Raw genomic sequence first — 12,806 nt, 5'->3', positions numbered from 1 at the left:
TGTTGTGGTTTGCATGTCTGACGCAAGTTTGCGTATTACCGAGATCTTTTACTCATTACAAGGCGAAGCCCGAACGATTGGCCTGCCAACCGTTTTTGTTCGCCTGACGGGTTGCCCACTGCGTTGCGGTTACTGCGATTCGGAGTATGCCTTTTACGGCGGCGAGCGCATGCTGTTAACAGATATCTTGGCGGCAGTGGCAAATTTCAACCCTCGTTATATTTGTGTTACAGGCGGTGAACCCTTGGCGCAACCCAATTGCCTGCCATTGCTGAGTGCTTTGTGTGATGCCGGTTATAGCGTTTCACTGGAAACCAGTGGCGCCATGGATATTGCTGGCGTGGATGCGCGGGTGAGCACGGTGATGGATTTAAAGTCGCCTAGTTCTGGCGAGGTAAGTAAAAACCGTTACGAAAACATCCCGCTTTTGGCGAAAAAAGATCAGTTGAAGTTTGTTTTAGGAAGTCGCGAAGACTACGACTGGGCCAAGTTTAAGTTGGATGAATTCGGTTTGGCGCAGCAAGTTGGTGATGTTTTATTTTCGCCAGTGCATGGCGAGCTTGCCGAGCGAGACCTTGCCGATTGGATTGTAGAAGATAACTTGCCGGTGCGTTTTCAAATGCAATTACACAAATTGCTGTGGGGCGATAAGCCTGGCGTTTAGCCGCTAAGGCATTAGCTGTGCGCTTGGGTGTACAAAAATACGTTGTAGGTAGGGGAGTGGTATGAATAAAAAAGCGGTTGTTTTGGTGTCGGGTGGTTTGGACTCCACGACTGTTTTGGCGATGGCGCAAGCGCAAGGTTATAGCTGTTATACAATTAGCTTTGATTATGGTCAGCGTCACCGTGCGGAGCTGGTCGCCGCTGAAAGCACGGCAAAAGCGCTTGGTGTTGTGGAGCACAAGGTGGTTACCTTGGATTTGCGCTCTATTGGTGGCTCGGCATTAACAGATGATGCCATTGATGTGCCCGAAGATGACCCAGGTGGCATTCCTGTCACCTATGTGCCTGCGCGCAATACGGTGTTTTTATCAATAGCGTTAGGTTGGGCTGAAGTGCTCGGTGCAGAGGCAATATGGATTGGGGTGAATGCGGTTGATTATTCGGGCTACCCCGATTGTCGTGCAGAGTATATCCAAGCGTTTCAGGCGATGGCTAACTTGGCCACCAAAGCGGGTGTAGAAGGGCGATCGTTAGAAATCAAAACGCCTTTATTGCACTTAAGTAAGGCCAATATTATCCGTGAGGGCATGGCGTTAGGGGTCGATTACGGCTTAACTGTTTCGTGTTATCAGGCTAATAGTAATGGTGAAGCATGCGGCCTGTGCGATTCTTGCCGGCTGCGAAAGGCAGGCTTTGACGAGGCTGGCGTGCCAGACCCTACTCAGTATGCGGCTAAACCTGTTGCGTAGCAGGTAATAGCGGGTCTTTTAAGTGCTTGTATTGCGGTTTGAGTGCTTTGCGGTAGAATACCCGAGTAATTTACTAAGGTATGTTTTAGGGCTAAGGCGGCTTGCTTGCCTTGCCCCACAGAGAATTTTCATGTCACAAGATCAGTCTACAGATACAGTTAACGATGATGCTACAGCAACGGTTGATACGCCAGTAACAGCGGGTGCTGCCGGCTTGCCTAACGTCAATATTACCGAGTCGGCGCAGGAGTACTTGGCGGGCTTGCTGGAAAAGCAAAATTGCGAGGGTATCGCGATTCGTATGTTTGTGTCTTCGCCAGGCACCCCGCAAGCCGAAACTTGCATAGCTTATAGTCGCCCAGGTGAAGAAAAAGACGGCGATGTCAAAATGCAGTTAAACGGTTTTGATGCATGGTTCGAGGGCCGTAGTGTTCCGTACTTGGATGATGCTAAGGTTGATTATTCGCCGGATCGCATGGGTGGGCAATTGACGATACGTGCGCCTAACTCAAAAATGCCAAAGATTAACGATGATAGCCCCATCGAAGATATTATTAATTATGTCTTGGTGAACGAGGTAAATCCTGGTTTGGCATCGCATGGTGGCAATGTAAGTTTGGTCGAGGTGACCAGTGATAACTTTGCAGTGTTAAAATTTGGCGGCGGCTGCCAAGGTTGTAGCGCTGTTGATATGACACTTAAAGGCGGCGTAGAAAAAACGCTAATGGAAAAAGTGCCGGGCCTTCAAGGTGTGAAAGATATTACTGATCATACCGATAGCTCGCAGGCGTACTACTCTTAATTATTTCGTTTTTTAGCGTACCCTTTTAAGCCTAGACGTTAGCCGTCTGGGCTTTTTTGTAGCCGTAAATTTGGTTGCGTTATGTTTAATTCTCTTTAGGTGGCGTAGGTTATGTTAAGCCCTGTCTCCGTGCGTCGGTATTGGCCGCTTTTGCTGGCTAGCTGTTTGCTGCTGTTGGCTGTGCTTGTGCTACTGGCGTTAGCTATTGGTGCGGTACCCATTGCGCCCTACAAATTATTGTTGTGGCTGCAAGGCGAGGCCGACCTGCAAACAAAACTCATTGTTGAATCGTTGCGATTACCGCGTGCTTTATTGGCTATTTGCCTTGGTGCTTTGTTGGCGGTGTGCGGCGCTGCGGCGCAAGGTTTATTTCGAAACCCACTGGCAGACCCTTCTTTAATCGGTGTTAGCGGCGGCGCCTCTGCCGGTGCCAGCATTGTTATTGTACTGCTTAATTTTTCGCAGTGGGGTTGGCTGGGGTTGTCGCTAGTTTCGCTTGGTGCTTTTACCGGTGCGGTGCTGGTTGTTTTGTGTGTGTACCGTTTAGCCACAAATGCTATGGGGACGTCGGTGGCTACAATGCTGTTAGCTGGGGTGGCTTTTTCTTACCTTGCTGGCGGGCTTGCTAACGGCTTGGAATTTGTTGCGGATAACCACAAGCTTCGCCAAATTAGTTTATGGCAAATGGGTGGCTTAGAAAGCGCTGATGCAATCCAGGTTGTTTTGGCCTTCAGTGTTTTTTGTGTTGTTTTTTATATTTTGTACCGATTGCGCAGCGCATTAAATGCATTGTTGCTGGGTGAGTCGGAAGCGCGCCACTTGGGTGTAGATGTGGCACGGGTTAAGCGCCGAGTTATTGTATGCATCGCTGCGGGTGTTGGTGTTTCGGTAGCGCTTGCGGGTGTTATTTCTTTTATTGGCTTAATCGTGCCGCACATTGTACGAATGGTATTAGGGCCGAATCATCGCTATTTATTACCCGTGAGCGCTTGCGTGGGAGCGATGTTGTTGGTTGTGGCTGATTTGTGCGCTCGTACGTTTATTGCGCCTACCGAATTGCCGATTGGGTTATTAACGACGGCTTTGGGGGCTCCCGTTTTTATTATGTTGCTTCGCAGCCGCTTTCGTTATGGGGAGGCGGTGTAATGCTTAAGGTCAATAATGTAGCCTTTAACCATAAAGGGGCGTCAATATTAGACGGCATTACGTTTGCCTTAAGCGCTGGCGAAATATTAGCGGTTGTAGGCCCTAATGGTGCAGGTAAAACCAGTGTTGTCAAAGCGTTGCTTGGCGATATTCCGGTTAGTGGTGATATTGTTTTTGATGGCGTGAAATTAAGGCAGCTGTCTCAGGGGCAGCAGGCGAAACATATTGCGGTGCTGCCGCAGCAAAGCCTTTTGAATTTCCCGTATACCGTGGACGAAGTGGTTATGTTGGGCCGAACACCGCATAGCTCTGGTTTAAAAGTTGACGCCAGCATTGTGCGTGAAGCTATGGCGGCAATGGATATTGGTTATTTAGCCGGGCGCGTTTATACAGAGTTATCCGGTGGTGAAAAGCAAAGGACTCAGCTAGCGCGAGTTATGGCGCAAATATGGCGCACTGAAGATGCTAGCCCGCGCCTGTTAATTCTAGACGAGCCTACCAGCTCTTTGGATTTAGGTCATAAGCAACAGTTAATGGCGCAGGTTAAAGCCTTTGCAAGCCAAGGTGTTGCAGTGTTGCTGGTGGAGCACGATTTAAATGTTGTCGCTAATTATGCCGATGCCATATTGGCGCTGCAGTGTGGTCGTATTAAATGTTATGGGGCGATTGCTGAGTGTTTAAATGAACGCTTGGTGAGCCAGCTATTTGATGCCGATGTTTCTGTGGTGAATCAAGGCGGCTGTATTACGGTATTGAATCGGCCTGTTTCGGGCCATGCCTAAAAGTGTGCTTTTCGGCGATAGAAAAAATATCGTTTTAATTATTAATAAGAGTCGTTGTAACACATGAAATCACTTGTGCTTGGTGGTGCGCGAAGCGGGAAAAGTCGTTTAGCTGAACAGCGTGTATTAGCTTATGAAGGGGAGCGGCCTATTTATATTGCTACTGCGTGGGGCGGAAATGGCATGGATGGCGATGCAGAAATGCAACAGCGCATAAAAAAACACCAGCAAGAGCGCTCTTCGCGTTTTAGTGTGGTGGAAGAGCAACTGCATTTGGCCGAAACCTTGACGAAGTACGATGGTATTGGCGTGGTGTTTTTAGTTGATTGTTTAACTTTATGGTTGAATAACTGCTTGCATCACAAAGTGTGGCAGCAAGAAAAAAGCGCATTATTAGAATTGCTGCCGCAATTAAAGGGGCACATCGTTTTTGTGAGTAACGAAGTGGGCTCTGGTATTGTTCCGATGGGGGAGCTAAACCGGCAATTTGCGGATGAGGCAGGCTGGTTAAATCAGGCCTTGGCAAAACTGTGTGATCAGGTGGATTTGGTTGTCGCCGGTTGTGTATTGAACTTAAAAAAAGGTGTTTTGTAATGTTGTTGGCGATACCAAAAATAACGCGGCTGCGAACAATGGTGCGCGTGTTTTTTGTACTGTGTGCACTGTTTGTTGGCGACTCTATGGCCGATGAAAAACTTCCGGTGCAAGCCTTTAGTGGTGTGAGCGGCGGGGTGTCCGTTAACGATTATCGTGGCCGAGAGGTTCGTTTGGCTGCGCCAGCGCAGCGTGTTGTGGCTTTGGCGCCACATATTGTGGAAAATATTTTTTCCGCTGGCGGCGGTGAAGCTTTGGTGGGGGTGGTGGATTATTGTGATTTTCCTGCGGCCGCAAAAGACATTAAAAATGTTGGCAGAATAAGCTCTGCTAGTTTAGAGGCAATAGCGGCGGTTAACCCTGATTTAGTCGTCGTGTGGGAGTCGGCAGGAGCAGCAAAAATACTGAGTAAGTTGGAATCTCTTGGTTTGCCTGTTTATGTTAGCGACCCCAAAAACCTAGAGGATGTGGCGCGCTCTATTCGTGATTTTGGCGTTTTATTGGGTAGCTCTGGGGTCGCGGAAAAAGCGGCTATCGCTCACGAGGTTGCGTTGCAGCAGCTGCGCAAACAATACTCACAGCGCAAAGCTGTAAGCGTGTTGTACCAAGTGTGGTACGAGCCGCTACAGACATTAAACGATGAGCACATTATTAGCGATGTTATTCGCTTGTGCGGCGGGAATAACGCGTTTGGAGATGCGGTTACCCTAGCGCCCAAAATCAGCTTAGAGGCTGTTTTATCTCGGGACCCTGATGTAATTATTGCTAGCGGGATGGGGGAGGCTAGGCCCGACTGGCTAGACAACTGGAGCGCATGGCCTAGTTTGTCTGCGGTCAAAAGTGGCAATTTATTTTTTATACCGCCGGATATTATCCAGCGCCATACTCGCCGGATTTTAGATGGAGCTGCCATGATGTGCGAACAGTTGGAACTGGCCCGGCAAAAAGCCGAACCCTAGTCTATTTATCTAACGCTTATTTAGTGTTCAAGCTGTGTTACAAGCGCGGAACTGTACTGGAACATAGACTCGATGAATTCATGGTATTTCGAATTTTGGGGAATGCTTTCTAGGTGGCTATGGCTAATGCCGCCGGCGCTCCATTCAACAATAGTCTTTCCGTATTGCCAGTCTTCGTTGGGTTTGTCGCTGCGGCAAATCAGTTGTAGCCGGCTAGGTTCAATATCAAAGGCGCCGCTAAGCTCTGTTACAAAGCGCGCGATGGTGTAGTTGCCGCCAAATGCTTGGTAAACGAAGTTGGGGATAAAAACATAATCGGTGCCAGACATTGGCGTTATGCGTATCTCCTGCCAAAAGCTGAGGGGGTTTTTTAGCTCATCATGGAGTTCGGCCATGGCTTGATGAGAGTGGCCCGCAGAGGAGTGTGCGCTGGATGAGTGAGAGTATGCAGAAGTATCTGTGGAGTGATGTGACGTCATTGCATGAACCTCTTTGTTATTGTGATGGCGTATCGCCGTCGTCCGCTTTGTTATTTTTTAATATCTTAAGACGACAACTTAAGTGTACACCCCTACAAAATTTGATCTAGGTGACTTTATAAGCCCTTGTGAGAAAGAGTACGCAAAAATAGCGTTTTTTAAACTGTTGGTGTGATGCGCGATAGCAGCAAGCGATAAGTGGTAATAGTGGGCGAGCTGTTTATTGTTAAAAGAGATAAGAGACTCAGGTGTTTACTCGAGAGGGTATAAGCGAACAACTTACGCTTATAAAAAAGGCGGCCGTGTGGCCGCCTTGTAGGAATGCACTAGGGGGTTAGCCGCGCTTAGCGAGCGCGTCTTTGAGTTGATTGTGCATGGACAAAAGCACATCTTCAGTGGTTTCCCAGTCGATACAGGCATCAGTAATGGATACGCCGTACTCTAGCTCTTCTAAATTAGCTGGGATTTTCTGGTTGCCAGCGTTAATGTGGCTTTCAACCATAATGCCCATGATCGACGTGTTTCCTTCGAGTATCTGATGGGTCACATTTTCCATAACGAGAGTTTGCAGCTCGTGATTCTTATTTGAATTCGCGTGGCTGCAGTCCACCATAATGTTGGTGGGTACTTTCGCTTCTGCCAGTGCTTTTTCGCACAAAGCAACACTCACTGAGTCGTAGTTGGGTTTGCCATTGCCGCCGCGAAGTACAACATGCCCGTAAGGGTTGCCGCGAGTGTGAATGATAGAGACTTGGCCGTTGCCATTAATGCCCAAAAACCTATGGGGGCTGCTAACAGACTGAAGCGCATTGATGGCCACCGTCAGGCCGCCATCGGTACCGTTTTTGAAGCCAACCGGTGAAGATAGCCCGCTTGCCATTTCACGGTGAGTTTGCGACTCGGTCGTTCGAGCACCAATAGCAGACCAAGAAATTAAATCTTGAAGGTATTGGGGGGATATCGGGTCTAGGGCTTCAGTCGCGGTAGGCAGGCCTAGCTCGGCAATATCGAGGAGTAGTTTACGGCCGACATGAAGACCTTCCTCGATTTTGAATGAATCGTTGATGTATGGGTCGTTGATAAGACCTTTCCAGCCGGTTGTAGTGCGAGGCTTTTCGAAATACACGCGCATAATGATGAAAAGCGTATCAGAAACCTTATCGGCTAAGACTTTTAGGCGGTGTGCATAATCCATGGCCGCTTTAGTGTCGTGAATAGAGCAGGGGCCAACAACGACCATGAGGCGATTATCTTGGCGGTCAAGGATATTGCGTACAGTAGCGCGCCCCTTGGTGACAACGCTTTCTGCGCTTTCTGATAGGGGAAGTTCTGCTTTTAGTTCATCAGGCGATATTAATATCTCCTGAGAAACCAAGTTAAGGTCATCAATATTTGAGTTCGTCATATCTCGTTATGCGCTTGGAAATGAAAATAGTGTGCCATTGTACTGAGGTAATACGCGTAAAGTCTATGTCTGATAGTAGAATTGACGGCACCTGTTGTTGTGTTGTAGCGGGTTAATAAAGCAAGGTGGGAGCTGAATTTGCGCTTTTAGTAGTACAAAATTAGTGCTACAAAAAGAGAATGCACGCGGCAATCAATAGGTTGTAGTTAATTGCTTGGTGTCATTCGGGCTTTTTGATCGCAGTGATTAACAAAAGTAATGCTGACTTGGGTTTGTGTTTCTCATAAATGCGAGCCATTGGGCGCCGCTTATAAGTGCTGATAAGGTAAGCGCTGATAAGGCTAGTCTGTATGTCTTTCTGAGTACGTTAACCTAGCGTGCATGCTTAATCATTGTTGTCATTGTTTTGAGTCGTCATTGCTTTATGCGACCTTATCAGCATCTATTTCACACAGTTGGTTGGCAAGGGTAACTTTTAATTTAAATGCGGCAAAGTCGTCGGTTGATAGTGCGCTTTCGTCAAGTATGATTTCGATATCACAGCCTGCGTTTTGCAGGTACGTTTTTACCGCGTCCATGCCCACTCCGCGACCAGATATCGCAGTGACCTGCTCGGCAGTTGATACGCCAGACATAAATAAACAATCGGCAATTGAGGAGGCAGATCTGATAGCGTCTGGGTTTAGGTGCCCAGCCTTGATGGCTTTCTCTTTTAGTCGTTTTAAATTAAGGCCTCGGCCATCATCCCATAGTAATAATGTATTGCTGTGTGCTTGTACATCTGCGTGCAAATGAATAGTGCCGGCAGCTGGTTTTTGTTGCGCGAGGCGTTCTTCGGCCGATTCTATGCCGTGATCTATGGCATTGCGCAGCAGGTGGGTAAACACATTATTTATTAATTCGTTGTAGCCTTTATGTAGCAACAGGCCGCGCAATTGCAAGTCAAGTTTGGGGGCGGGTTTGTCTAGTTGTGCAGCCACCGAAGGCAAAGAACCTAGTAAATCTCCGAGTGCTTCTTGCAGGGTTAGGGTATCTAGCCGTCGCAGTAGTCGGGTGACGGCAGACACATCATTGTTGCCGGATTGCTTGAGTAGTGTTTGGTAATCTTGTTGGCTAAGTATTACGCTGTCTTCGGGTATTTCATTGGCATTACTGGCGGCTAGTTTTTCGCTGCGCACGCGATCATAAAGCTCGATAGCTTGACGTACGGTTTCTAGCTCTTCTAATAGACGTTTTGGGTCCCATGCTTGAGCGGGGTCTTTTCGCAATTGATCGTATGTGGTTTCGGCCTCGTGTACGACATCGGTAATAGCGCTAAATTGGTAGGTTCGGGCATTGCCTTTGATTGTATGCATGTTGACAAATAAGTTGGCAATAACGCCGGCATTTTTTTCGTTGGTGGCAGCAATAATGCTTTTGTTTTTGTCGAGTAGGGATCGGGCGTTACTGATAAAACCCGTAAATTTCGCCGGTACAAGGCGGATTATTTGGCCGACAATTTCCAGCTCTTTTTTCTGCTCTTCGGCTTCGGCCTGCATGGCTCTTAGTTCAGTAACATCGCGTACGGTAACCATAATTTTACTGATATAGCCGTCGGTAATAATTGGATCCCAATCGAGTTCAATAATTTGTGCAGGTGCATCCTCTTTTTTAATAACATACTCATTGATCAGTAAGTGCTGATTGAATGCAAACATCATCTCGTCGGCGCCTAGCAAGCTAGATACGGCTGTTTTTATTTGATCCATTTGATCACTACCAATATTGGCTTTGCTAAACAGCAGTGTGCTGTAGGGCTGATCCGCGACTTCGGTAGTGGAGAATATTTGTTCGATATAACTGGAGTATTCTTTGTGAATGGTTTCGTGTTCGGTAATGGTAAATAAGCCTTGGTGCATGTTGTGCATCATGCTCATTAAATCGTTGGTGCGCTCGCGCAATTTATCCATTAACTCGTTAAAGCTTTGGGTAAGCCTGCCAATTTCATCGCGTGAGGTGACTGGGATGTTTTGTGCAATATCGCCACTTTGGGCAATGTGGTGTAACGATTTAGAAACGCTGACAATACTGCCTAGAATGAGACGTGCGATAGTGTAAACCGTAAGTGTAAGCACCAAGATACTGGATACCCAAATGACAAAGCCCGAGGTGAGCATCAGCTCTGAGTTGTGGTTGGCATTATCAATGTTGCCCGAAAAGTTGCTGTGAGAGTATGCTCGAAAAGTTTCTAGCTGGGTTACTAGCAACTCTAGGTAGGCTTCTTTGTTTTTAACACGGGCCCCGATGGTGCTAAAGTCGGCTTCGCCCGTTGCCATTTCTTCGGCAATTGCTTTTGCTGCATTAAAGTAGTTTTCGAAATTTTCTTGGATGTCGGTGATGCTTTTTTTCTTGGTGGGCTCTAATGCCAGTATTGTTTCGAAGTCTTCGCGCATGGTGTCGGCTGTGGCTTCGGCTGATTTTAAATACTCCAGCTCGCCGGTGAGCACAGCGGTATTAAATAGCTCGGACATTCGCTCTAAGCGAACCCCGTTAGAGGTGGATTTTTCTAGAATAGGGAAGTAGGTATCCCTAACGCTGGTCAGTAAAGCGGTGTTTTGAGTATTGATCCAAACATTAAATGCCAAGTAACCACCAAAGCCAATAATGCTGACAATGGCAATAAAATAAATCTTCCACCTAACCGAGATGCCGCTAAATATCTTCACGCATAGACTCCAAGAAAATCCCTTTAAGGAGTATAGCCAAGGCTTATGACTACGCTAGCGGAGCGCTATTGGGCCACCATTTATCCGATAATTGGTTAATTTATTCATCGAACTTGTTATATCGTTGGTGAACAACGCAACAAAAAATAATAAAAAAGCAGGTAAGAGCCATTGGCCATGATTGCCAAACCATAAATGGGGTGGTGCCTTTCATGCGTTGCACTTCGCCGACAATGGCCTCGCGGGTAAATCGCCCACCGTGCTTGATGACATCGCCTTTGGGTGAAATAAAGCCGCTTACCCCATTATTGGTTGCCCGAATAACATAGCGTCCGGTTTCAATCGCGCGCATACGGGCCATTTCAAAGTGCTGTAAAGGGCCGTTGGAATAGCCAAACCATGCGTCGTTACTAATAGTAAGGATGACATCCTTATCGCGAGAGATTTCGGCAATTAAGTCGGGGTAAACAATTTCGTAACATATTGCTGCAGCTATAAGTACACCATTGGCATTCAAGCCGGCTTTATTGAAAGGGCCAATATGAATAATCGAAGTAGGGAGGTTAAAAAACGCAATAATGCCCCTGAGTTGCTCTTCAAAAGGTACATATTCGCCAAAGGGGACTAACCGTTGTTTGAAATACTCACCACTACCTGCGCCGCGGGCAATAATGGCGTTGTAGTATTTGTAGGCCTCGTAGTCGTCATAAATGATGCCCGTAATAAATACGGTACCTAGCGTTTTACTGTATTGATCGATTTGATCGAGCAGGGGGGCGGCTTGATGGTAAGGGTATGGGATAGCCGCTTCAGGCCAGATAACCCAGTCTAGTTCCCACAATGGCTCGCTGAGTTCACTAAAGGTATCGAGCGTTTGGCTGTAATAGCTGGGTTCCCATTTATGTTCTTGTGGGATGTTGGGTTGCATCAAACCAATGCTAATTTTGTGTGGTTTGGCTTGTGTCCATGAAACTTGGGCCAATGCTAGGCCCGCGCCATATAGCAAGATAATGCCGCCGAGTGCTAGCGCGGGAGCGCCATGGCTTGTGTGCGTGCGGTAGTGCTCGCGCAACCATAAAATGCTAGCGGCTATTAGGCAGGTGGCTAGCGATACGCCAAATATGCCGAATATTGGGGCGAAATTGCTTAGCGGTGTATTGATTTGGCCATAGCCGACATAAAGCCACGGGAACCCCGTGAATAACCAACTGCGCAGCCATTCACCAGCGACCCATAAGGCGGCAAAGCCAAGAGTTTGGCCAAATAAGCTTCGGCTTAAATAGCGGCCATAAAGGTAAAACGGCGCTGCGAAAACGGCTGCCAAACCGGTTATGAATAATGCTGTTAAGGTGAGTGCAATGGATTGCGAGCTATTGCCGAATTGCGCAATAGCCACGTGAACCCAGGATACTCCAACACCAAAAAGCGCCAGGCCCGCAGCAAATGCTAAGAAAAGTGCGCGCTTTGGTGTGCTGTTGCGCAAAGCGATGGCGATAAAAAATAAGCCGATTATACCGGCCGGCCAAAGGCTGTAAGGCGCCATAGATAAGGGCACTAATGCGCCGCCTAAGGTGGCGGCGATTAGGCATATCCAAGGCCTCCATCGCGCGAAGAGCAAATCCATAAATAAGCGCTTTTTAGAGTCTGGTCAGGCGAATTAAGTGAATTTGGCGGTTATCGGCGTACAGAATGCGAAAGCGAAAGCCTTTAAGCTCGACAACTTCATTGCGCGCAGGCATATGGCCAAACGCTTGCGTCACAATGCCGCCGATGGTGTCGAAATCGGCATCATCAAAGTCGCAATCAAAGTGGTCATTAAAGTCATCGATTGGGGTTAAGGCTTTGACGATATAGTCTTCATCAGACACTCGTCGAATAAAGTCGTCATCGTCATCGTCAGTTTCGTCTTCGATTTCGCCGACAATTTCTTCGAGAATATCTTCGATCGTTACCAGCCCTGAGATACCACCATATTCATCAATAATGATGGCCATGTGATAGCGCTTTTCTCGAAACTCTTTGAGCAATACATTAAGGCGCTTGCTTTCAGGGATGATATTGGCCGGCCTGAGCATATCTTCAAGTGCAAAGGGCTGGTCGCGATTTAACAGCAGTGAAAGCAAGTCTTTGGCGAGCAGAATGCCGCGAATATCATCGATGCTTTCTCCAATCACGGGGAAGCGAGAGTGGCAGGACTCAATAATTTTAGGTAAGAACTCTTCGGGTGTTTCGTCGTGTTTTATAACGACCATTTGCGAGCGCGGGATCATTATTTCCCGCACTTGCAAGTTGCTAACGCTCAGTGCCCCTTCAATAATCTCAAGCGCCTCATCGTCCAACAATTTATTGCTGGCGGCGTCTTTGATAATGGTGAGCAGTTCTTCACGAGACTGTGGCTCGTTGTTGGAGAAGCTATGTATCAACTTGTCGATCCAAGATCGTTCTTGTGTACGTTCTTTGATCGCAGGTTGGCTACTCGGCGGTTCTTCAGACATGATGTGATTTCTTAATTTGCAAACATT

General features: G+C 47.5%; 12 protein-coding genes. 7 read left to right on the top strand and 5 right to left on the bottom strand.

The window, feature by feature from the left end:
- Positions 1–13: 13 nt before the first annotated feature.
- From queE to MARGE09_RS16875, 7 genes are all read left to right on the top strand, one after another.
- The gene (gene queE, locus MARGE09_RS16905; protein WP_236983931.1) at positions 14–664 is read left to right on the top strand and encodes a 7-carboxy-7-deazaguanine synthase QueE; all 651 of its coding nucleotides are present in this window, start codon (positions 14–16) and stop codon (positions 662–664) included.
- A 61-nt stretch (positions 665–725) separates the two neighbouring features.
- Positions 726–1,412 (top strand): 7-cyano-7-deazaguanine synthase QueC, encoded by a 687-nt coding sequence (gene queC / locus MARGE09_RS16900; RefSeq protein WP_236983929.1) that lies wholly within the window; start codon positions 726–728, stop codon positions 1,410–1,412.
- 214 nt (positions 1,413–1,626) lie between these two features.
- Complete coding sequence (nfuA, locus tag MARGE09_RS16895; protein ID WP_236987400.1) at positions 1,627–2,214, top strand: Fe-S biogenesis protein NfuA; 588 nt, start codon at positions 1,627–1,629, stop codon at positions 2,212–2,214.
- A gap of 111 nt (positions 2,215–2,325) precedes the next feature.
- Positions 2,326–3,360, top strand: a complete 1,035-nt coding sequence (locus MARGE09_RS16890) for a FecCD family ABC transporter permease (protein WP_236983927.1) — start codon at positions 2,326–2,328, stop codon at positions 3,358–3,360.
- Entirely contained in the window at positions 3,360–4,142 is a 783-nt protein-coding gene (locus MARGE09_RS16885) for a heme ABC transporter ATP-binding protein (protein WP_236983926.1), read from the top strand. The genes MARGE09_RS16890 and MARGE09_RS16885 overlap by 1 nt, the downstream gene beginning before the upstream one ends.
- A gap of 63 nt (positions 4,143–4,205) precedes the next feature.
- Complete coding sequence (gene cobU / locus MARGE09_RS16880) at positions 4,206–4,736, top strand: bifunctional adenosylcobinamide kinase/adenosylcobinamide-phosphate guanylyltransferase (protein ID WP_236983924.1); 531 nt, start codon at positions 4,206–4,208, stop codon at positions 4,734–4,736.
- On the top strand, positions 4,736–5,695 hold the full coding sequence (locus MARGE09_RS16875; protein ID WP_236983922.1) for a cobalamin-binding protein: 960 nt from the start codon (positions 4,736–4,738) through the stop codon (positions 5,693–5,695). The genes cobU and MARGE09_RS16875 overlap by 1 nt, the downstream gene beginning before the upstream one ends.
- Before the next feature lie 20 nt (positions 5,696–5,715).
- Here the strand turns inward: MARGE09_RS16875 and MARGE09_RS16870 are convergent, their stop codons facing one another.
- The 5 genes from MARGE09_RS16870 to MARGE09_RS16850 form a co-directional block, all read right to left on the bottom strand.
- Complete coding sequence (locus MARGE09_RS16870) at positions 5,716–6,174, bottom strand: hypothetical protein (protein ID WP_236983920.1); 459 nt, start codon at positions 6,172–6,174, stop codon at positions 5,716–5,718.
- Positions 6,175–6,508: 334 nt separating this feature from the next.
- Positions 6,509–7,579, bottom strand: a complete 1,071-nt coding sequence (locus MARGE09_RS16865) for a 3-deoxy-7-phosphoheptulonate synthase (RefSeq protein ID WP_236983918.1) — start codon at positions 7,577–7,579, stop codon at positions 6,509–6,511.
- A 422-nt stretch (positions 7,580–8,001) separates the two neighbouring features.
- The gene (locus MARGE09_RS16860) at positions 8,002–10,284 is read right to left on the bottom strand and encodes a HAMP domain-containing protein (RefSeq protein WP_236983916.1); all 2,283 of its coding nucleotides are present in this window, start codon (positions 10,282–10,284) and stop codon (positions 8,002–8,004) included.
- Between the two features lie 100 nt (positions 10,285–10,384).
- Positions 10,385–11,908, bottom strand: a complete 1,524-nt coding sequence (lnt, locus tag MARGE09_RS16855; protein ID WP_236983914.1) for an apolipoprotein N-acyltransferase — start codon at positions 11,906–11,908, stop codon at positions 10,385–10,387.
- 13 nt (positions 11,909–11,921) lie between these two features.
- Entirely contained in the window at positions 11,922–12,779 is an 858-nt protein-coding gene (locus tag MARGE09_RS16850; RefSeq protein ID WP_236983912.1) for an HlyC/CorC family transporter, read from the bottom strand.
- Between the last annotated feature and the right edge of the window lie 27 nt (positions 12,780–12,806).

The organism is Marinagarivorans cellulosilyticus (genome assembly GCF_021655555.1).
Taxonomy (GTDB): Bacteria; Pseudomonadota; Gammaproteobacteria; order Pseudomonadales; family Cellvibrionaceae; genus Marinagarivorans; species Marinagarivorans cellulosilyticus.
This window is presented reverse-complemented; position numbering and strand designations above follow the sequence as displayed.

Bases quoted from the DNA above. Each gene is read 5' to 3' on its own strand.
- MARGE09_RS16865 (WP_236983918.1), bottom strand. From the start codon at position 7,579: ATGACGAACTCAAATATTGATGACCTTAACTTGGTTTCTCAGGAGATA.
- MARGE09_RS16875 (WP_236983922.1), top strand. From the start codon at position 4,736: ATGTTGTTGGCGATACCAAAAATAACGCGGCTGCGAACAATGGTGCGC.
- MARGE09_RS16890 (WP_236983927.1), top strand. From the start codon at position 2,326: ATGTTAAGCCCTGTCTCCGTGCGTCGGTATTGGCCGCTTTTGCTGGCT.
- MARGE09_RS16885 (WP_236983926.1), top strand. From the start codon at position 3,360: ATGCTTAAGGTCAATAATGTAGCCTTTAACCATAAAGGGGCGTCAATA.
- queE (WP_236983931.1), top strand. From the start codon at position 14: ATGTCTGACGCAAGTTTGCGTATTACCGAGATCTTTTACTCATTACAA.
- MARGE09_RS16870 (WP_236983920.1), bottom strand. From the start codon at position 6,174: ATGACGTCACATCACTCCACAGATACTTCTGCATACTCTCACTCATCC.
- lnt (WP_236983914.1), bottom strand. From the start codon at position 11,908: ATGGATTTGCTCTTCGCGCGATGGAGGCCTTGGATATGCCTAATCGCC.
- queC (WP_236983929.1), top strand. From the start codon at position 726: ATGAATAAAAAAGCGGTTGTTTTGGTGTCGGGTGGTTTGGACTCCACG.
- MARGE09_RS16850 (WP_236983912.1), bottom strand. From the start codon at position 12,779: ATGTCTGAAGAACCGCCGAGTAGCCAACCTGCGATCAAAGAACGTACA.
- cobU (WP_236983924.1), top strand. From the start codon at position 4,206: ATGAAATCACTTGTGCTTGGTGGTGCGCGAAGCGGGAAAAGTCGTTTA.